The 19,995-nt window shown below is 31.1% G+C and carries 19 protein-coding genes; 10 read left to right on the forward strand and 9 right to left on the reverse strand.

The features are described 5' to 3' along the window. The first annotated feature begins 1 nt into the window (after window position 1). Both cydB and SHI72_RS19065 read left to right on the forward strand, forming a co-directional pair. Window positions 2–1,078: a cytochrome d ubiquinol oxidase subunit II gene (cydB, locus tag SHI72_RS19060; protein ID WP_039117821.1), complete on the forward strand. Its 1,077-nt coding sequence runs from the start codon at window positions 2–4 to the stop codon at window positions 1,076–1,078. A gap of 429 nt (window positions 1,079–1,507) precedes the next feature. Next, the gene (locus SHI72_RS19065; RefSeq protein WP_323491050.1) at window positions 1,508–2,341 is read left to right on the forward strand and encodes a hypothetical protein; all 834 of its coding nucleotides are present in this window, start codon (window positions 1,508–1,510) and stop codon (window positions 2,339–2,341) included. 33 nt (window positions 2,342–2,374) lie between these two features. Here the strand turns inward: SHI72_RS19065 and SHI72_RS19070 are convergent, their stop codons facing one another. From SHI72_RS19070 to SHI72_RS19085, 4 genes are all read right to left on the reverse strand, one after another. Then, a complete protein-coding gene (locus SHI72_RS19070) occupies window positions 2,375–3,412 on the reverse strand; it encodes an SMI1/KNR4 family protein (protein ID WP_323491051.1) in 1,038 nt (345 codons plus the stop codon). A 142-nt stretch (window positions 3,413–3,554) separates the two neighbouring features. Beyond that, window positions 3,555–4,340, reverse strand: a complete 786-nt coding sequence (locus tag SHI72_RS19075) for a sulfite exporter TauE/SafE family protein (protein ID WP_039117818.1) — start codon at window positions 4,338–4,340, stop codon at window positions 3,555–3,557. 189 nt (window positions 4,341–4,529) lie between these two features. After that, a complete protein-coding gene (locus SHI72_RS19080) occupies window positions 4,530–5,156 on the reverse strand; it encodes a Crp/Fnr family transcriptional regulator (RefSeq protein WP_323491052.1) in 627 nt (208 codons plus the stop codon). A gap of 33 nt (window positions 5,157–5,189) precedes the next feature. After that, complete coding sequence (locus SHI72_RS19085) at window positions 5,190–5,990, reverse strand: hypothetical protein (protein ID WP_086895742.1); 801 nt, start codon at window positions 5,988–5,990, stop codon at window positions 5,190–5,192. A 313-nt stretch (window positions 5,991–6,303) separates the two neighbouring features. Here SHI72_RS19085 and SHI72_RS19090 point away from each other — a divergent pair, with 313 nt between their 5' ends. The 4 genes from SHI72_RS19090 (at window position 6,304) to SHI72_RS19105 (ending at window position 11,128) form a co-directional block, all read left to right on the forward strand. After that, the gene (locus SHI72_RS19090) at window positions 6,304–6,615 is read left to right on the forward strand and encodes a rhodanese-like domain-containing protein (protein ID WP_039116017.1); all 312 of its coding nucleotides are present in this window, start codon (window positions 6,304–6,306) and stop codon (window positions 6,613–6,615) included. A gap of 72 nt (window positions 6,616–6,687) precedes the next feature. Next, window positions 6,688–8,268 carry an NADP-dependent glyceraldehyde-3-phosphate dehydrogenase gene (locus tag SHI72_RS19095; protein WP_323491053.1) on the forward strand — a complete coding sequence of 527 codons (1,581 nt, stop codon included), beginning with the start codon at window positions 6,688–6,690 and terminating at the stop codon, window positions 8,266–8,268. A gap of 134 nt (window positions 8,269–8,402) precedes the next feature. Then, window positions 8,403–9,026 carry a hypothetical protein gene (locus tag SHI72_RS19100; RefSeq protein ID WP_323491054.1) on the forward strand — a complete coding sequence of 208 codons (624 nt, stop codon included), beginning with the start codon at window positions 8,403–8,405 and terminating at the stop codon, window positions 9,024–9,026. Window positions 9,027–9,244: 218 nt separating this feature from the next. Next, window positions 9,245–11,128: a M1 family metallopeptidase gene (locus tag SHI72_RS19105; protein WP_323491055.1), complete on the forward strand. Its 1,884-nt coding sequence runs from the start codon at window positions 9,245–9,247 to the stop codon at window positions 11,126–11,128. A 279-nt stretch (window positions 11,129–11,407) separates the two neighbouring features. Here the strand turns inward: SHI72_RS19105 and yaaA are convergent, their stop codons facing one another. After that, window positions 11,408–12,166: a peroxide stress protein YaaA gene (gene yaaA / locus SHI72_RS19110; RefSeq protein ID WP_039116013.1), complete on the reverse strand. Its 759-nt coding sequence runs from the start codon at window positions 12,164–12,166 to the stop codon at window positions 11,408–11,410. 544 nt (window positions 12,167–12,710) lie between these two features. Here yaaA and SHI72_RS19115 point away from each other — a divergent pair. The 4 genes from SHI72_RS19115 (at window position 12,711) to SHI72_RS19130 (ending at window position 16,882) form a co-directional block, all read left to right on the forward strand. After that, window positions 12,711–14,147: a CCA tRNA nucleotidyltransferase gene (locus tag SHI72_RS19115; protein ID WP_086893741.1), complete on the forward strand. Its 1,437-nt coding sequence runs from the start codon at window positions 12,711–12,713 to the stop codon at window positions 14,145–14,147. 196 nt (window positions 14,148–14,343) lie between these two features. Then, a complete protein-coding gene (locus SHI72_RS19120) occupies window positions 14,344–15,372 on the forward strand; it encodes a COX15/CtaA family protein (RefSeq protein ID WP_039116011.1) in 1,029 nt (342 codons plus the stop codon). A 16-nt stretch (window positions 15,373–15,388) separates the two neighbouring features. Further along, window positions 15,389–15,898 (forward strand): TonB-dependent receptor, encoded by a 510-nt coding sequence (locus SHI72_RS19125; protein ID WP_039117811.1) that lies wholly within the window; start codon window positions 15,389–15,391, stop codon window positions 15,896–15,898. A 207-nt stretch (window positions 15,899–16,105) separates the two neighbouring features. Beyond that, window positions 16,106–16,882 (forward strand): CDP-alcohol phosphatidyltransferase family protein, encoded by a 777-nt coding sequence (locus SHI72_RS19130; RefSeq protein WP_323491056.1) that lies wholly within the window; start codon window positions 16,106–16,108, stop codon window positions 16,880–16,882. A gap of 162 nt (window positions 16,883–17,044) precedes the next feature. Here the strand turns inward: SHI72_RS19130 and SHI72_RS19135 are convergent, their stop codons facing one another. From SHI72_RS19135 to SHI72_RS19150, 4 genes are all read right to left on the reverse strand, one after another. Beyond that, on the reverse strand, window positions 17,045–17,812 hold the full coding sequence (locus SHI72_RS19135) for a LytTR family DNA-binding domain-containing protein (RefSeq protein WP_323491057.1): 768 nt from the start codon (window positions 17,810–17,812) through the stop codon (window positions 17,045–17,047). An 88-nt stretch (window positions 17,813–17,900) separates the two neighbouring features. Continuing rightward, on the reverse strand, window positions 17,901–18,260 hold the full coding sequence (locus SHI72_RS19140; protein ID WP_039116007.1) for a 2TM domain-containing protein: 360 nt from the start codon (window positions 18,258–18,260) through the stop codon (window positions 17,901–17,903). Window positions 18,261–18,277: 17 nt separating this feature from the next. Further along, window positions 18,278–18,583, reverse strand: a complete 306-nt coding sequence (locus SHI72_RS19145; protein WP_323491058.1) for a 2TM domain-containing protein — start codon at window positions 18,581–18,583, stop codon at window positions 18,278–18,280. Next, window positions 18,583–19,920, reverse strand: coding sequence for a 2TM domain-containing protein (locus SHI72_RS19150; RefSeq protein ID WP_323491059.1), 1,338 nt, complete (start codon window positions 19,918–19,920; stop codon window positions 18,583–18,585). The genes SHI72_RS19145 and SHI72_RS19150 overlap by 1 nt, the downstream gene beginning before the upstream one ends. Window positions 19,921–19,995: the final 75 nt, after the last annotated feature.

The raw sequence follows: 19,995 nt of genomic DNA on the forward strand, positions 1-19,995 counted from the left end.
TATGGAGTTTTTTTGGTACGTAGTTTTAATGGGAATTCTAGCTGTTTACATTGTGTTAGATGGTTATGATTTTGGTGCAGGAATTATTCATTTATTTTTTGCCAAAACAGAAAAAGATAAAAAAGCGATAACCAGTGCGATTGGTCCTTTTTGGGATGCCAATGAGGTATGGATTATTGCAGCGGGAGGTGTATTATTTTTTGCTTTCCCGATTTTATATGCATCATCATTCAGTGGGTTTTATTTGCCATTGATTATGATTTTGTGGTTGCTTATTTTTAGAGCAATCGGATTAGAAATGCGTGGACAGATTCATCACCCGATGTGGGAAGTAATTTGGGATAAAGCATTCGGAATTGCGAGTTTACTATTGGCTTTATTCTTTGGGATTGCTTTAGGGAATATTGTTCGTGGTGTGAATCTAGGTATGGTTGTAAATGGTGTTTCGACTCAGGAAGCTCATTTTTTCTTTTTGCCTTTATGGAATCCGACTTTTAGTCCGCAAGCCCATGAATTAGGAATTATCGATTGGTTTACGTTGTTTTTGGGGATTGTGAGCGTTGTAGCACTTACGATTCATGGCGCAAACTGGATTATTTTTAAAACTAATTCTTCATTAAATGAAAAGCTTAAAAAGGTAGTTTTTAGACTCAATATCGTATTACTGATTTTGGTATTTATATCCTTGCAAATCTGGCATTTTATTGAGCCAAAACCTTTTCATAATTTTATTGAAACTCCAATACTTTGGATATTCCCATTAATTACCTTTATTGGGATTGTAGGATTGTTTAAGGTACGCACGTATAAAAAAGACGGAATGGGGTTTGTGTTTTCAACATTGTTTCTTGTGGGAGGTTTTGCTTCTACAGCAGTTTCAATTTTCCCGAATGTTTTACCATCTACTAACAATGTAAATCCTTCCTTAACGATTTATAATACTGCTGCTCATGAATACGGATTAGAAGCTGGAATGAGTTGGTTCTTTATAGCCTTGGCTCTTGTTATTGTATATTTTATTATTCAATACCGAGTTTTTAGTGGTAAAATGGATGATATTGGATATGGAGAACATTAAGTTTTTAGCCACGGATTTCACAAATTAATTATATGATTAGCAGTTAATTTTCTGCCACAGATTATATGATTTAAAAGGATTTTAATCTTTGTCAAAGTTCTTTTTACTTTGACAAAGATGGCTTTAGATATAGCAACACGATAGTGCGGATTTTTAATTCGTGCCCACAATCTAAATCAGAAAATAGTGCTTTGGTTGGAACGGGCATAGATTAAAAATCCGCGCTATTTTTGTGTTGAAAGTTGTTTTTTAAAGTTTTATAAAATCAAAAATTATTATCTCTATGGTTGCGTTAGGGATAGGAGCGTTATCCTTTTTATTTTTTTCTAATAAAAAGATATAGCGGATAGCCCGACCGAAGGGAATGCCCAAAATATAATTCTAAATAATAATTTTAGTTATTTAGTTTCGAACGAATTATTTTAATAAATGAAATACATAATTACGCTGTTTTTTTTCTTTTTCGGATGTATTAATAGTTTTGCATGTGATTGCGATATTCCGAAAGCTATATTAGAGTTTTATTCTTCAAAAGAGGTGTTTACCGGAAGAATTATAAAAAAGACATTTGATAAAGATTCTTCTAATTATACGATCACATTTGAGGTTCTGAAAAGTTATAAAAATGAGAATATTCCAAATGAATTGTCATTTACCTTTAGATACAAAAAAAAAGGTGCTCAAAATTCTTGTTATTGGGAAGCTTTTGTAAATGAGGAATGGGTTGTATATGCCTCTGAAAGGAATGGGAAATTAGTGTTTGAAAAAAACTGCTCTAATTCGGCTTCATTGAAATGGACTAATAATGTTGTTCCCAATGAGAAGATGCTGGAAAATGGGAATAAATTTAAAATTGATGACTTTATTTATCAATTCGAAAGTGATTTTAATCTCCCTAATCCGATTTCTAACATTGATTCTATTTTTAAAACAGGGAAGCTTAAAGATTATGGAAATCAACATGCTTTATTGGGATTGTATATAGATAAAAACGGAAAATTAATTTCTCTTTTTACAGGTATAGATCTGGTAAACTCGGAAGGTGAGTTTAAGTATGATTCTATATATGGTTTGCAAAGAGAATTGCAAATTAAACAGAAACGGCCATACACAGAATTTGAAATTGATGCGATTGACTTAGCTATGTCAGTTAAAGACTGGGAAATAAAGCGCCATAATAGTACTAAGATTCCTGTTAGCCATATTCGGTATCTGAAAATTGAGTTTGATAATAAAGAAATGAAATGGAAATATGAGTTATAATCTTTGTCAAAGTAAAAAGAAATTTGACAAAGATTACTCTAAGATGTCTTTTAGAAAATCAATGAATGAATCTGAGTATTTTTCGAATTCCCATTTTCCATTTCCGTGCATACTTGTATATATTGGTGCATCATTGTTTGTGATGTTTGCAATATCAATACAATACGGGTCAGCACCAGCATCGGCTATTACAATATAATTTGATGGCCAATCTTCGAGAATTTCGTTTGTTATTGAGTTGAAAGAATAACCATTTTGAGATTTGATTAAATCATCGGCTCCATATAAATTTAATCCTTGAAAGAATTTTTCATCGTCGATAAAAACTCTGATAGGAGAATAGTTTTTAAGAAACAGTAAATAATTCTCGGGTAGTTTCCACTTTTTCTCTATTTCAGCAATTTTGTTTTCGGCGGCAATTGCAAGCCAATCTGATGGATTTGATAAATCTTGTTGTTTGTTTCTTTCTATTTCTAGTTTATCGTTTAGTTTAGAAACTGCTTTTTCTAGTTCTGTTTTTGGATTTTTTAGTGTGGGATGAATTTGAGGTTCTTTATGGCCTGAGCCTTGGTTATATCCTTTGCTTTGCCAATCTAATAATTCGTCAATCCTAAAGTTTTCAATTTTCCAATAGCCAGGATCTTTTGGTAAATCACGGTCAAAAGGTTGCTTGCTGTGTATTGCAATACTTTTGATTGCTTTTGCACGAACTTCTGTTGGTAAGCTTTCGTTTTGAGCTAACTCAATGAGAGTTTTATATGCTTTTATTCCTTTTGTTTTTATAAGTCCGTCGATTCCCCAATAGGTAAGTTCTGGTTTTGTAATTGTCCACTCGAAGAAGTCACTATAATTTGTTTCATCTTCTTGTACAAGGTCAATAATATCAGTCAACAAGAAATTTCTCCAATGCAGCATTTTGCCATCTTTTGAATATTGGATTAAAATTTCGATAACTTTTTCTCTGTCTGTAGTGGAGAAACTTTTTATTAGTTTGTCTTTTATTTTAGAAAATTTGCTTCCGTCATCTTCTGTAAATAAACTTTCTTCGAAGTGTTTGATTGTTTTTGCCATAAGGGTGATTCGTAATGAATATCATTATTCTAAACGTACTAAAATAAAATCCTCAATTCTACTTTTGCTTAGTGAATTATGGGTTTTAATTTTTGTCAAAGTAAAAAAAAACTTTGACAAAGATTGGCTTAAACTTAAAATCTTAAAAGAAAACTTCCTTTGTAATAATATAAAATCCCATTATTAGTACAAACCAACCAAACATTGGTTTTAGTTTAGTTCCGTCGATTTTTTTAGAGAGTTGTGTTCCTATGAGCATTCCTAAAAGTGCGATTCCAGAAATTTCTAATAAGAAGATATAATTTACTGGAGTTCCGATATATAAATCTCCTCCAAAACCTATAGATGAATTAATGAATATAATAAGCAATGATGTTCCTACGGCTTGCTTCATAGGTAAATTGGCGAAAAATATCAGTGCTGGAATAATTAAAAATCCACCGCCAGCACCCAGAAATCCTGTTACAATACCCACAACAAACCCGATTATACTTAGTTGGGTGTAGTTTGTTGTTGTAGGTTTTAGTTCGGCTTTGTTTTTTCTAATCATAGAGATTGCAGCTGCTATCATCAATACAGAAAAAATAAGCATGATTAAAAAGTCTTTGGAAACAGTATAGGAAGCAACAGAAAATAATGTTGATGCGATTTGAGGGAAAATTACTTCTCGTATAATTAAAATAGAAACTACCGATGGAATAGCAAAATACAATGCTGATTTCAGTTTAAGATTCCCCATTTTGTAATGGCTATAACTACCAAATAAAGCAGTGATTCCGACTATAAACAATGAATAAGTTGTTGCTTGCTCTGGATTTATCTTAAATAAATAAACTAAAATAGGAATAGTAAGGATTGAGCCTCCTCCGCCAATTAAGCCTAACGAAAGTCCTATAATAATTGAAGCAAAATAACCTAAATATTCCATTGATGTTTTTTTTGATACAAAGGTTGTTTCTTAAAACATAAGCTACAGTAACATTTATCACATTGGGTTTATTAAATGCAAATTTCGCTTTGCTGTGAGGGAGTTTTACCATTAAGAGATTAAGTTTAATTAAGTAGCAAGACTTAACTTTTCTTAATCTCTTAATGGTTCAATTTTAAATGAAATGTTTTATTTCAAAAGCTCAATTTGGTTTCGGTTTAGTTTTACCAAACCACGTTGTTCCATTTTTTTTAATAAGCGTGATATTACTTCTCGCGAGGTATTAAGTTCGGTAGCAATTTCCTGATGTGATACTTTTAATTCGGTGCAACCACAAGCGTCTTTATGACGTTTTAGATAAAATTCTAATCGTTCATCCATAGAACGGAAAGCAATACTATCGACAACTTCTAAGACTTCTTCAAAACGACTTCTGTAGGTCTCAATCACAAATTCGTACCAAGTACGGTGTTCCATCATCCATTTATCCATTAAGTTTAACGGAATCATGACTACCGAAACATCTTCGACTACTTTTGCCATTATCTGACTTTTCTCGCTCTTGGTTGCGCAAATCATCGATATGGCACAAGCTTGACCTGGTTGTAAATAATACATAAAAAATTCGCCGCCATCTTCGCCCTCACGGTAAATCTTGATTTTACCTTTGGTTATTAAAACAGTGTTTTTTATGTATTGTCCAGTTCGCATTAAAATAGTTCCAGTTTCAAAATCCTGCATACTGGCATTGCTTTCGATAGCTGAAATTAATTCGTTGGAAAAGTTCGGAAAGATATTTTTTAAAGGAGTTTGCATTGACGTTGTTTTTTGTACTAATTAGTAATGGTTTTATTCATTAAAATCAGCGCTTTCGATATAATAGGTATTAATTATTTTTTGAAAAGATTCTAATTTTATATTTTCGGATTTGATTATTTTTCCGTTTTTATAAATATGATATTCTCCGTTATTAGATGGTTTTTCAGTCCATAAAATTCCGTTTTTTATTTTTCCTGATTCATCTGTAATTAGATAAGCAGTTGTATTTGTTGCTGATTCAGCATTTATTTTGTCTCGATATTTACTCATATAAATTCTGTAAATAGCATCTTCTTTAGAGAAAAAATCGGCAATTTGATTAAAAATGGAGTCTACAGTTACATTGTTTTCTGATGTTTTTAAGAAGAGAAATAACTTATAGCTTTTTTCGAAATCATCTCCATGGGCATCAGCCATATTGTTTTTATAGAGATAGCTGGTTTTTTCATTATCATATATTCTATTCGAAATTTTGCTTTTTGCGGGTAAGTTATTGATGTTAAAATCGATTACTTCGAGATAGAAAATTTGTTTGTCTTTATAAATAAATTCGCTAACCTTCTTTTTATCTTTTACATATATTTTAATAATAGCATCTTTCTCGTTTAAATTTTTAACCACAATTGTATCATTCTCTTTGGTAAAGAAAAAGGAGTTATAGTAGCTATTGGCATAAATTTGTACCGCAAAACTTTCGAGTTTATCATTATTATATTTTTTAATAATTTCTCCACTTTCAATCTTAATTTCTTCGGTTCTCAGATTATTTTTTTCGTTCTGTGCTGTAACAGATAAACCGCAAAATAAAAGTATTGTTATTATTAATTTCATTTTAATGTGCTAATTATGAGTAGGAAAGTTTTTGTAATAAAATCTAAATTTTGGTAACTTAATTACAAAGATAACCGATTATTATGGTATTAATTATATAGAGTTTATGTTTAAATGCCAATTTACTCAAATAATAATATCCTATTTTCTATGGGTTTTGTAGACTGTATTTTTGAAAATTATTTGTAGAAAACAGAATTCATTGATTATTATATCTTTGCTAAAACGTTTTCTACGAATTATAATATAAATCACAAATAGTAGGTTTATAGTTTGCCAAAAACGTTGTAATTTTACCTAAAAATACGATATCATGAATTTATCACAAGAAGATTGGGTAGCTCAATTTGAAGCTGACGAAAATGCAGTTATACTTGATGTAAGAACTGAAGACGAATACAATGATGGCTATATAGAAAATGCTCTTAATATTGATATCAATAAAGGACAGGCTTTTATTTATGAGCTAGAGGAGTTAGATAAAAATAAAAATTATTATGTGTACTGTCGTTCTGGAGCCAGAAGTGCAAAAGCGTGCCAAATAATGAATGAGATGGGGTTTGATAACGCCTATAATTTATTAGGAGGTATACTGGACTGGGATGGAGAAACAGTAACACCATAAAAATAAGAAGAGGCGCGTGCCTCTTTTTTATTTTCTAAAAACTAAATAACCAAAAAACAAAACAACCAAATAATGAGTTTTATACCAGAGGAATACCAAATAAATACTCCATTGGTACAGGATACCTATCTTGTAAACGGAGAGTTAAAAAAATGGACAGGGCAAACCACACCTGTTTTTTCTACCATATCATCTACCGAAAAATATACGCCAACTTTATTAGGATCTATTCCTTTTATGGGAGAAGCCGAAGCTATGGAAGTTGTAGAGTCTGCAACAGCTGCTTATAATAAAGGACAAGGTTTATGGCCTACAATGAAAGTTGTGGATCGTATAAAATGTATGGAGAATTTTGTTTCCCAGATGAAAACCACCCGTACCGAAGTTGTAAAACTATTGATGTGGGAAATCGGGAAATCATTAGGAGATTCTGAGAAAGAATTTGACAGAACTGTAGAGTATATTTACGATACTATCGAAAGCTATAAAGAGTTAAATACTAGTGGAGCAAGTTTTACCAAAGTACAAGGTATAAACGCTATGGTACGTAGAGGCCCTCTAGGAGTTGTATTGTGTCTTGGACCATACAATTATCCATTAAACGAAACATTTTCATTACTTATCCCGGCATTGATTATGGGGAATCCTGTAATTTTTAAACCTGCAAAACACGGTGTTTTATTATTGTCACCTTTATTAGAAGCTTTTAGAAGTAGTTTCCCGAGCGGAGCAATTAATATTGTATATGGTAGAGGTAGAGAAGTAGCCTCGCCAATAATGAAATCTGGAAAAGTCGATATTCTGGCTTTGATCGGAAATAGTAAATCGGCAATTGCGTTGCAAGATCAGCATCCGAATAAAAACAGATTACGTTTGGTATTAGGATTAGAAGCAAAAAATCCTGCGATAATTTTACCAGATGCCGATTTAGATTTGGCTATTCAGGAATGTATCGTTGGAACATTATCTTTTAACGGACAACGTTGTACAGCACTAAAGATTTTATATGTACACGAATCTATAGCCGAAGAATTTAATAAACGCTTTGCAGCAAAAGTAGATTCGTTGATTTTCGGGAATCCATGGGATAAGTTAGTTTCGCTTACGCCACTTCCAGAGCCAGAAAAACCACATTATATTCAAGAATTAATACATGACGCTACTCATAAAGGAGCAAAAGTAATTAATGAAAAAGGAGGTTTACGCACAGATAATTATATATTTCCAGCGGTTTTATTCCCTATAAATAAAAAAATGCGTGTATATCACGAAGAACAATTTGGACCAGTTGTACCTATCTTGACCTTTAAGGATATTCAAGAACCGTTAAATGATATGGCTGAGTCTAATTACGGACAACAAGTAAGTTTGTTTGGTAAAGACATCAAAACGATTGCACCACTTATAGATACTTTGGTAAATTTAGTGTGCAGGGTAAACCTGAATAGTTCTTGCCAAAGAGGACCTGACGTTTTCCCATTTACTGGTCGTAAAGATTCGGCTGTAGGAACCTTAAGTATTCACGATGCATTGCGTTCGTTTTCTATTAGAACATTCGTAGCATCAAAAGATAATGATTACAATAATGCCATTTTGCAAGAATTATTAAATAGTAAAGAATCGAATTTTATAAATACCGATTATATCTTGTAGTAGCTATTTTTTAATGTTTAAAGCCGTCTTGATCCATTTGGAGTAAGGCGGTTTTTTTTATTTTATATATGGAGACTTAGTTTTAATTGTAGTATTTTTGCTTCAAATTATTGTTTAGAATTACAAAAAATACCATGAAAAATTTTACGTTCCTTTTTCTCTTTTTATTTTCATTTCAGTCTTGGTCACAGTCAGATCAAAAAATGTGGCTTCAAAAGAATAAATATGATTCGGCTATTTCTTATTTTGATAAAAATGAATTTGCTGCAGCGGCAGACTTTTTTTTATTTGCTTATAAAATAAAACCAGATTCTGAATTAGGGAAAATTTCTAAAAATAAATTTGATTCGTTAAAACCAGTTATCAGAAAAAAACTAATCGATAAATTGGTTGGAACATGGAAAATGAACGGAAATATTCCGAGTTGGTCACATAGGAATTTAAAAAGTGATAAGATTGAAAATGAGTTGATGATTATTGATGCCGATAAAATTTCGTATTATTTGCAGAATAAGAGTACGAAAGAAATGAAATTGATTAAAACAGAAGAGATTATTTTTTATGATTCTTTTGAAAAAAACAATCACATAACAGAAATGTTAACTTCGGATAAGCGATTATGGAGTTATTATATAGATGAATATTCAAAAAATCTTCGAGCTATTAATACTGGAAAAATAACAGATTCGGGTAAAGCTAAAATTGATTTAGATAATGAAGAAATATATTATGAGCGAATCAATCAGGATACAAAATAAACGATAGTATTTTAAACCGTCTTAATCCATTTGGAATAAGACGGTTTTTTTATTCAGTTAAAAAAAAGAGTTGTAAACTGTTTTATTTGAGTGATTTAAGGTAATTATTTGGTTAAAGTATAAGATAATAGAATAAATTTGAAGAATAATTGTAACAACTTTATGCTATTCATAACTAATCAAGAATACTATTGATAATCATCAAAAAATAACCAACTATGAAAAGAAAAATATCTCAATTACTGCTATTTGCATTTATAGGTATGGTACAATATAGTTTTGCACAAGAACTATATATGCCAAGAAATATAAAAGAAGCTTACGCAAAAGGAACTCGTTCTATGGATGGGAAACCTGGGAAAAACTATTGGCAGAATCATGGAAAATATACAATTGATATAACAGTAAATACTGATACTAAAATTGTAAGCGGTACAGAAACTATTATTTACGAAAACAATAGTAACGATACATTGCAGAATTTACCAATTAGGTTTGTAAATAATCTTCATAAACCATCTTCGCCAAGAAGCGGAGACGTTAGTAATGATTTCTTGAGTGATGGATTAACAATTACATCTTTAAAAATAGAAGGAGAAATATATAAAGAAGATGGAAGAAGTTGGGGAACAGTAGGGAATGTAAAAATGAATAAGCCAATGCTTCCTCATTCTAAAATTACAATTAATATCGATTGGAACTATCCTTTATCTAAAGAAAGCGGGAGAGAAGGACAAATAGATAATACAACATTCTTTGTTGCATATAGTTATCCTCGTGTCACAGTTTTTGATGATTACAACAATTGGGATAGATTGCCACATACTGATCGTCAGGAATTTTATAATGATTTTAATGATTATGTATATTCAGTAAAAGCACCCAAGAACTATGTGGTTTACGGAACAGGTGATTTATTAAATCCTGATGAGGTTTTGCAACCAGAATTTTCGACACGATTAAAAAAATCATATACTACAGATGAGATTTTGCATATAGCAAATGAACAAGAAATGAAAAGCGGTTCTGTTACCAAACAAAATGATTGGAATATCTGGAAATTTGAAGCCAAAAATATCTCAGATGTTTGTTTCGGTTTAAGTGATCATTATTTATGGGATGCAAGTAGCGTTGTTGTAGATAAAAAAACAAATCGTCGTGCAAGTGTTCAGGCGGCTTACGATATAAAAGGAACTGATTTTGTAGTTTCTGTAAAAAATAACAGATATGCGCTGGATTGGTTTTCTAACAATTGGCCAGGAGTTCCATATCCATTTTCTAAAATGACAGCGTTTCAGGGTTTTGCCGATATGGAATACCCAATGATGTGTAATGATTCTCAAATGGGAGATCCTGTTTTTGCACAATTGGTTCAGGATCATGAAGTGGCACATACTTATTTTCCTTTTTATATGGGAATAAACGAAACACGTTATGCATTTATGGATGAAGGTTGGGCAACCACATTCGAATATTTAATAGGTATTTCGCAACACGGTAAAGAAGCAGCCGATGAATTTTATAAAAAATTTAGAGTAAATAATTATATAAATGATCCATCTACAGAGGAAGATCAGCCGATAATTTCCATGTCTACACAAGTTTCGGGTGCAGGATATGGAAATAATTCTTATGGTAAAGCATCATTATCTTATATTGCCTTAAAAGATTTGCTGGGAGATGATCTTTTTAAGAAATCACTACATGCTTATATGGATAATTGGAATGGTAAACATCCTATTCCGTGGGATTATTTTAATTCATTTAATACAGCTTCGGGTAAAAATCTGAATTGGTTTTTTGATAATTGGTTCTTTACAAATAATTATATTGATATCTCAATTGATAAAGTTGATGTAAAAGCTAAAAATACAGTGGTTTATATTAAAAATAAAGGAGGATTTGCAATCCCTTTTGATGTAAATGTTGTGTATGCAGATGGTACAAAAGAAACATTACATGAAACTCCTGCAACGTGGAAGAGCAACCAAAAGAAAACTTCTGTCAATTTTAATACAACCAAAGAAGTAAAATCTGTAACTATAGATGGTGGAATTTTTGTAGATGCAACACCAAGAAATAATACTTGGTCAGCTAAATAATAATTTTACAATGAGTGTTTTTTGAAATTTTATTTAACACATAGAAAAATAGGTTTTGTATTCTCAAAAAAGAAGTTTCACTTAATTTAAAATACACAGAGCTATTGGCTATGTGAAAGAAATGTATTTCTTTATACCTTCTTTTTTACACATAAAGTCTATGTTTCTATGTTTTAAAATTTATTATACTCAAAAGGATAATTTTAAGACCAGAAAATAAAAAACCGTCTCTTTCTTTTATAGAATGAGACGGTTTTTTTTTATAATAAGTTTTCTTTTTTATCGGGTAAAAACCAAATGATTTCCTTTAGAAAGATTAGCATCAAATTGATATCCTTCGTAATTAAAACCTTTTAAATCATCAATAGTTTCGGCATTAGTATCTATAATATAACGCACCATCATTCCTCTTGCTTTCTTGGCGAAGAAACTAATTATTTTTAGTTTTCCGTTTTTATAATCTTTAAAGTCAGGAGTAATTACAGGCACTTTTAAAGCCTTAACATCTACAGCCGAGAAATATTCATTACTGGCAAGATTTACAAACAATTCTCCTTTTTTAAGTTCTTTGTTTAATGTTTTTGTAACCGTTTCTTTCCAGAATTCATATAGGTTTTTTGCTTCGCCAATAGGTAATTTAGTTCCCATTTCTAATCGGTAAGCCTGAATTAAATCCAATGGTTTTAAAATTCCATATAAACCAGATAGTATGCGTAATTTATCTTGTAAGACATCTAGTTTCTCTACCGGAATTGTATAAGCATCTAAACCAGTATATACATCACCATCAAAAGTAAATACTGCAGGACGTGCATTTTCTGGTGTAAAAGGAGTTTTCCAATCCTGATTGCGTTGCCAGTTTAACTGAGCTAATTTGTCTGAAATATCCATTAATTCAGATAATTCAGCAGGGTTTTTGTGTTTTAAAACTTTATGAACTTGTCTGGCTTCTTTTAGTAAGCTAGCTTCGGTATATTGAGAAGTTGGTAATTCTTTTTCGAAATTTAAAGATTTTGCAGGCGATATAACAATTTTCATTTTCTACTTTTTTGTACAGATTCAAAAGTACAAATTGAAATCAAAAGAATAACAGATACAGATTGATTTGTTTGATACTATCATAAAGACATCATATTAAAAAGCTATTTTAACCCTTTAGCGGGGATTATTTTAACACATAGGAACATAGATTTTGGCACTCTCAAAAAAGGCGTTTCACTTATTCTAAAAGCACAAAGCTGGCTATGTGAAAGAAATGTATTTCTTTTAGTATTCTTTATCACACATAAAATCTATGTTTCTATGTGTTAAATGAAACTTTTGTGATGCAAGTAGGGTTAATACACGAAGTAATTGTACTCAGCGGGTTGTTTTAATAGAATAAATAAGAGAAAAATTGTGGATAAAAAACAGTTTGCTATTTGTAACGGATAGTTTTTGACGAAATTATGAAGTTGAAAATGCTAAATACTAAAAAAAATACGCTCTAGATTGTAAAAGGCGTACAGTATGTTGTAAATTTGCGCACGGTAAAATTATCAATATATTATTTTACTGTTATTTTATAAAAATTAGAGAATTCGTGGCTAAAAAAACAAATTATAAAGGTGCTTTGCAAAATAAAATCTTCGAAATTATTTCGCAAGCCTCTCAAGAACTTAATGTAGATAGTTACGTAATTGGAGGTTTCGTAAGAGACTTACTTTTAAAACGAGATTTTAAAAAAGATATTGATGTCGTTGCCGTAGGAAGCGGAATCGAATTGGCATTAAAAGTTTCAGAATTACTTCCAAAACAACCCAAAGTACAGGTTTTTAAAACTTACGGAACCGCAATGTTGCGTTTTGAAGATACAGACATTGAATTCGTTGGTGCAAGAAAAGAATCCTATCATTTTGATAGCCGTAATCCTGTTGTAGAAAACGGAACGCTAGAAGATGACCAGAATCGTCGTGACTTTACTATAAATGCATTAGCATTATCTTTAAATCCTGCTACTTTCGGAGATTTGTCAGATCCCTTTGATGGATTGAGTGATTTAGAAAATAAAATTATTAAAACTCCTTTAGATCCAGATATTACTTATTCTGATGATCCATTGCGTATGTTGCGTGCTATTCGTTTTGCAAATCAATTAGGATTTGAAATTGAAGAAAAATCATTACAGGCAATTACTAAAAACGCAGAGCGAATTAATATTATTTCGGGTGAGCGTATTGTAGATGAGTTAAACAAAATCCTTTCTACAGATAAACCTTCAGTTGGATTTCTATTGTTATTTCAAACAGGACTTCTTGATATTATTTTGCCCGAATTAACGGCATTAAATCAAGTAGAAGAAATAGAAGGACATACACACAAGAATAATTTTTACCACACCTTAGAGGTTGTCGATAATATTTGCCCGAATACTGATGATGTTTGGTTGCGTTGGTCTGCTTTATTGCATGATATTGGGAAAGCTCCAACAAAACGTTTCAGTAAAAAACAGGGATGGACGTTTCACGGACATGAGTTTTTAGGCGGTAAAATGGCCAAGAAGATATTCGAACGTTTACATATGCCACTAAATCACAAAATGAAATTTGTGCAAAAGATGGTAATCATGAGTTCGCGACCAATTGTTTTATCACAAGATATTGTGACAGATAGCGCCGTTCGTCGTTTGGTTTTTGATGCGGGAGAAGATGTAGAAAATTTAATGATTTTATGTGAAGCCGATATCACAACCAAAAATCCAAGTAAATTCAAGAAATACCATAAAAATTTTGAGGTTGTACGAAAGAAAATCGTTGAGGTAGAAGAGCGTGATCACGTTCGTAATTTTCAGCCACCAATTTCGGGAGAAGAGATTATGGAAATTTATAATCTAAAACCTTCCAGAGAAATAGGAGTTTTAAAAGAAGCCATTAAAGAAGCTATTCTAGAAGGTGAAATTCCAAATGAATATCAAGCGGCTTATGATTTTATGCTCAAAAGAGGAGAAAAACTTGGATTGGTTAAAGTTGAAAAGGAATAAAGATTCAAAGTAGCAGAGGTTCAAAGGTTTTCTGTAGAGGCGCACAGCAGTGCGTCTTTGTAAAGAAATAAAAAACTTAATATCTCATGCCTTAGCATCTTAGAACCTTAATTAAAATATATTAGAGAATTATTAACCCAAAATTGGAGACTCTGCAACTTTGCGTTTTTGCAATTTTGTACCTCAAAGAAATAAAATGAAAAGAGAAAATAAATCAGTAATCATTTGGCTTTTGTCAGGATGTTTTTTATTGTTTTTAATGGTTGTAGTAGGAGGGATTACCCGACTAACAAACTCTGGATTATCAATGACCGATTGGCATTTGGTAACAGATACTTTTCCGCCTATGAGTGAGGCAAAATGGAATGAAGCTTTTGAGCAATACAAGAAGTTTCCAGAATATCAAAAAATTAATATTCATAATGATTTCCAACTTTCAGATTATAAAATGATTTATTTCTGGGAATGGTTTCACCGCTTTATCGGTCGTATCATAGGTTTGGTTTTCTTTATTCCGTTTGTTTATTTTTTAATAAAGAAGAGATTAGACAGTTCGACAATAAAAAAGTGTATTGTTCTTCTGGCAATGGGAGCTTTTCAGGGTTTCTTGGGATGGTTTATGGTACGAAGCGGATTAATTGATAATCCAGATGTAAGTCATTTTAGACTTTCGCTGCATTTAACTTTTGCTTTTGTAACCTTTGCTTATACATTATGGGTTGCATTAGATTTAATTTATCCTGAAAGAAATAAAATTACCATTAATGTTACCCTTCGTAATATTGCCAGGATTGCCTTGGTTCTCCTTTTAATACAAATTATTTATGGAGGATTTGTAGCAGGTTTAAATGCTGGGTTAATCCACAATCATTGGCCATTAATGAGTGACGGACAATTTATTCATGATTCAGTTTTTATTGAGCAATCTACACTTGTAAAAAATTTAATAGAAGGTAAAAGTGGTGTACAGTTTGTACACAGAACATTTGCTTATGTAGTTGTTGCTATTATACTTTTCTTATACTTTAAAAGCACACAATTTGCTCTTAGCAAAACACAATCTAATGGAATTAAAACCTTAGTTGTCTTTGTGTTTTTACAGTTTATTTTAGGTGTTTTTACACTTTTATATCATGTGCCACTTGCATTAGGTTTAATTCACCAAATAATGGCATTTTTCCTTTTAAGCGCCATGACCTATACCTTACACAGACTAAGTAAGTAAGTAAATATATGATATCATGAAAAAAGTGTATCTGTTCCTTTTCCTTGTTTTTGTGTGTTTTGCATATGCTCAAAAGAAACCTCAGCCTTTAGTTATTTTGGATGCAAAAAAAATAGGCTATATGAATGAGGTACAAAATATTTTGGAACCAATAAATCCAAATGATATTTCGACAATGACAGTATATAAAGATGCTAATTCGAAGAAATACGGGTCAGATTCTGGAGTAATTATAATCACCACCAAGAAATTTATTCTGGATACTTTTTATAAAAACAATATCGAAAATTCTCCGCTGAAATTAGAAATTCCATCAGCTGAATATCTATCAAAAATTGGAGTTGTATCAGATAAACCAAAGAGTAAGAATCAGACTTATGATGAATTGTTGAGGTATATTGATACAAATACAATCAATAATAAAATTGAAAAAATAGAATCGATAGTTTTTATTAAACCCGCAGATTCTCAGAAATTAAATCCTGATTGGAAATTTGGAGCAATAGAGATTACTCCAGCAGAATAGTTTATAGCTACAAAGGTACAGAGGCTCAAAGTTACAAAGGGTAAGAACTTTGCGAATCTCTTTGCGCTCTTTGTGGTTAATTTTCCACCACAGATTAGAAAGATTTTAAATGTTATTAATTTGTAATCAATAGATTAATAAATAATATTTTTTTTCGTAAATTACACTGACTATATTGTCGCAACTCTTTTGTTTATAATAACATAGATGTCTAAACTTGCTGCACAAGATAAATTTTATGATTTATCAGATTATGGAAGACCTTTTGGAAGGTTTTTTGCGAAAAAGTTACAAAATACACGATTTACACCTATAGATGTAACCTTGCTTTTTGGAATTTCGGGATTGGTTGCGATTTATTGTATTCTGGAAAAACACTTTTATTGGGCAGGTTTTTTTATAATATTAAAGTCTATTATTGATGCTGCCGACGGAGAATTAGCACGTATAAAAAATACACCATCTTATACAGGAAGATATCTCGATAGTATATTTGATATTATTTTGAATTTCCTGTTTCTAATAAGTATCTGTTACGTTTCTAAAACTACGCTACCTATTACGATCCTTGCTTTTTTATGTATACAATTACAAGGTACATTATACAATTATTACTATGTGATTCTGCGAAATAAATCGGTAGGAGGAGATAGAACTAGTAAGATTTTCGAAGATAAAATCCCTAAAGCATTACCAGGAGAAAGTCAAAAATCTGTCGTTTTTTTGCATCAGGTTTATATTATTGTATATGGTCTTTTTGATAAAATAATTCATGCACTTGATAGCGACGCTTATAAAGTTAAAACATTTCCGAACTGGTTTATGACCTTTGTTTCTTTATACGGTTTAGGTTTTCAGTTATTGCTCATCGCACTTATGCTGGCAATGGACGGCATTGAATATATCGCACCTTTTTTCATTGGATATTCTATTCTGATTTTTGTAATGATAGGAATTAGGAAGTATTTATATCCTGTGACGTAGTGATTTAACCGCAAGGTTCGCAAAGTTTTACACAAAGTTCGCAAAGTTTAAAATCCATTTAATCCTTTTAATCTGTGGCAAAAAAAATTAGCCGCAAAGAGCGCAAAGTTTTTCCTTTGAACCTTTGAACCTCTGTACCTTTTAATTCTGTAGCAAAAAAAACTACCCAATCCAGTTTTTAAAATCAGAAACTTTCTCGCGGCTTACAATTACCTCATCATCTTTATAAGTTGGTAAAATTATTTTCAGGCGTGAATTACTATACAATACAATTTCTTTGATTGCCGGAAGCGGAATAATAAACTTACGGCTTACGCGATAAAAATCTTTTGGGTCAAGTTCTTGTTCCAGAATTTCTAGAGTAGAATCGATTAAGTAATTTCTATTATCTGTAGTATGTAAATAAGTGCCTTTGTTTTCGCTAAAAAAACATTCTACTTCATCAGTTCCTATTACTTTTAAATGCTGTCCAATTTTTACAGTAAACCTCTTTTTATAGATTTTCTCGAATGGATTCGAAAGCATTTTTTTAATTTGCTCAAAATCTATTTCAAGGTTTTGGGGAGTGTTTTCTACTTTTGGCAACCGAGATTTAAATTTAGAAACTGCCACTTCTAAATCATCTTCATCTATTGGTTTCAAGAGATAATCAATACTATTGAGTTTAAAAGCTTTTAAGGCATATTCATCATAAGCAGTTGTAAAAATTACGGCACTTTTGATATCAATCTTTTCAAAAATTTCAAACGATAATCCATCAGATAACTGAATATCAAGAAATATTAAATCTGGATGTTCGTTTTGCGAAAACCAATCAATTGCCTCTACAACAGAGTGAAGCATTACAGCTACGGGAACATTTATTTTATCAAGCTTACGTTGTAATAACCGCGCGGCTGGCTTTTCGTCTTCTATAATTATTGTTCTCATTTTTTGGTTTGGCAAAAGTTTTGGTTGGTTAAAAGTAGTAGTTAAAATTTAATCAGAAAATATTTTTATCTTTTTATTTAAATGAGGATTATTCCCATTTTTGGTTGGCTTCTTTTTTCATAAATTCTTTTATTTTTCGTTCTTCCCAGTCTATACTAAAGAATATGTTTCTGCCAAATACTGTAAAAGCATGAATTACCAGACCGATACCCCAAAATATCGCTGTAGAGAATGTTTCCCATCTCCAGAACTCTTCATTACCTATAATACCTCGATTTGCACTAGCGATAAGAATGAATATATTTACCAGAACATATATCATTAGGTGAGAGTAAAAACCTTTTATCCTTTTCATTCTTTTGTATGCTAAATTATAACGTTCGTCATTTGTTATGTTTCCGTCATAATCATCGTAATCTTCAAACATGCGTTTTCTAAATCGTCCCATCTTGATTTAATTTAATATTATTGCCATTTTTCATTTTTGGATTTTTCTTTATCCATTAATTCTTTTATTTTTTGTTTTTCCCATTCTTTACCAAAAACAGGAAAACAATTAAAAACTTTTAATCCGTGAAATAATACTCCTAATCCCCACCATAGTAATGGCCAATAAAACCATAAATGATTAGGGCTGTAGTTTAAATTAATAAAAAGTAAAATAAGGTTGACTATTATAAATGAAGCCAGATTACTATAGAATCCTTTAATGTCTTCAACTCTTTTTTTAGCTTTTAGATAACGGTCGTCAGGTTGATTATTATCTTCCATTATTTCCAGTTTTGTTTATTCTCTTGTTTTCTTAGAATCTCCTGAATTTTTCTTTCTTCCCAATTAGTACTATATCCAAATACTTTGAAAGCATGCATAAGTAATCCAAATCCCCAGCCTAAAGCAGAGAACCAAAACCATTGAAATCCTGGTGAAAACTGTAAGTTTATAAAAATTAGAAAAGGGATTACACAACAATAGGAAATCAAGTTTCCATAAAAACCTTTAAGTTGTTCCACTCTTTTTTTGGCTCTGTAATAAGCACTATTTTCGCTATAATCGGATGTTGTTTCCATAACAGTAATTTGTTTTGTTAAAATTGGTATTCTAACGGTAAATGTTGCTGCATTTTGCTCAATCAATACTTTTCGATTGGTAATAATGCCGTAGCGGTTTACAATATTTTGCAATCCTACACCTTGGCGGTCTTGCAATACTTCTTTCTTTTGAAAATCATTTTGAACGACTAAATAATCTTTCTCAATGAATATTCGGATATGTAACGGTCTCTGTTCACTTACCACATTATGTTTTACCGTGTTTTCTAGTAAAAGTTGTAAGGATAGCGGAACTACTTTTGCTTCTGGATTAATATCTTTAGTTGGTAGTTCATAAAACAAACTGTTCTCAAAGCGCATTTTTAACAAATTCATATACGTTTTGGCAAAAGCCAATTCATCTTCTACCGATACCAGTTCTTTGTCTTTTTGTTCTAAAACGTAACGATAAATTTTAGACAATGATGTCGTAAAACGTTGCGCATTATCTGGGTTTTCTTCTATCAGAGAACTTAGTACATTTAAACTATTAAAAAGAAAATGTGGATCGATTTGATTCTTTAAGCTTTCGAATTTTGCAGAAGCTGTTCCCGCAATAATTTTCTGTTCCTTAACTCTATTTTCATTATATAATTTGTAAAAATAAAAGGCGTATAATGATAAGGTTATAAAAAAAGTAATAATAATAGAACCGATATAATTGGAGAGGTTTTCATTTGTTAAGAAAACTTCAAAAGACTTTTTATTGATAATAACCTCTTCAAGAATTCGAAGTAAAAAAATCACAAACAAAGTGACTAGAAAAGAGCCAATAAAACCAATTATTATCCTTTTTGCCGAGAACCTGTTTTTTTCAAATACTACATCTAAATAACTGAATAAGGTTGTGTTTGCAATATATAATGAGAGCGTATAAAGAAATGTAAACAGAAAGTAAATGAACAATTGTAAATCAAAATGAATAGTTTGACCAGATAGGAAACCTATAAATTGTACAACTACAAAAATTGCAATTGATAAGTACAGTACTCTGGGGAAGTCTTTATATATTTTATTCATTTTGGTTTTTTTAATAAATTTGGAAGGAAGAATAGCGAACAGATTAACTTCCTTCCCAATATTTTATGCTAAAAT

Source organism: Flavobacterium sp. PL02, assembly GCF_035013205.1.
Taxonomy (GTDB): Bacteria; Bacteroidota; Bacteroidia; order Flavobacteriales; family Flavobacteriaceae; genus Flavobacterium.

Bases quoted from the DNA above. Each gene is read 5' to 3' on its own strand.
- cydB (WP_039117821.1), top strand. From the start codon at position 2: ATGGAGTTTTTTTGGTACGTAGTTTTAATGGGAATTCTAGCTGTTTAC.
- SHI72_RS19065 (WP_323491050.1), top strand. From the start codon at position 1,508: ATGAAATACATAATTACGCTGTTTTTTTTCTTTTTCGGATGTATTAAT.
- SHI72_RS19070 (WP_323491051.1), bottom strand. From the start codon at position 3,412: ATGGCAAAAACAATCAAACACTTCGAAGAAAGTTTATTTACAGAAGAT.
- SHI72_RS19075 (WP_039117818.1), bottom strand. From the start codon at position 4,340: ATGGAATATTTAGGTTATTTTGCTTCAATTATTATAGGACTTTCGTTA.
- SHI72_RS19080 (WP_323491052.1), bottom strand. From the start codon at position 5,156: ATGCAAACTCCTTTAAAAAATATCTTTCCGAACTTTTCCAACGAATTA.
- SHI72_RS19085 (WP_086895742.1), bottom strand. From the start codon at position 5,990: ATGAAATTAATAATAACAATACTTTTATTTTGCGGTTTATCTGTTACA.
- SHI72_RS19090 (WP_039116017.1), top strand. From the start codon at position 6,304: ATGAATTTATCACAAGAAGATTGGGTAGCTCAATTTGAAGCTGACGAA.
- SHI72_RS19095 (WP_323491053.1), top strand. From the start codon at position 6,688: ATGAGTTTTATACCAGAGGAATACCAAATAAATACTCCATTGGTACAG.
- SHI72_RS19100 (WP_323491054.1), top strand. From the start codon at position 8,403: ATGAAAAATTTTACGTTCCTTTTTCTCTTTTTATTTTCATTTCAGTCT.
- SHI72_RS19105 (WP_323491055.1), top strand. From the start codon at position 9,245: ATGAAAAGAAAAATATCTCAATTACTGCTATTTGCATTTATAGGTATG.
- yaaA (WP_039116013.1), bottom strand. From the start codon at position 12,166: ATGAAAATTGTTATATCGCCTGCAAAATCTTTAAATTTCGAAAAAGAA.
- SHI72_RS19120 (WP_039116011.1), top strand. From the start codon at position 14,344: ATGAAAAGAGAAAATAAATCAGTAATCATTTGGCTTTTGTCAGGATGT.
- SHI72_RS19125 (WP_039117811.1), top strand. From the start codon at position 15,389: ATGAAAAAAGTGTATCTGTTCCTTTTCCTTGTTTTTGTGTGTTTTGCA.
- SHI72_RS19130 (WP_323491056.1), top strand. From the start codon at position 16,106: ATGTCTAAACTTGCTGCACAAGATAAATTTTATGATTTATCAGATTAT.
- SHI72_RS19135 (WP_323491057.1), bottom strand. From the start codon at position 17,812: ATGAGAACAATAATTATAGAAGACGAAAAGCCAGCCGCGCGGTTATTA.
- SHI72_RS19140 (WP_039116007.1), bottom strand. From the start codon at position 18,260: ATGGGACGATTTAGAAAACGCATGTTTGAAGATTACGATGATTATGAC.
- SHI72_RS19145 (WP_323491058.1), bottom strand. From the start codon at position 18,583: ATGGAAGATAATAATCAACCTGACGACCGTTATCTAAAAGCTAAAAAA.
- SHI72_RS19150 (WP_323491059.1), bottom strand. From the start codon at position 19,920: ATGAATAAAATATATAAAGACTTCCCCAGAGTACTGTACTTATCAATT.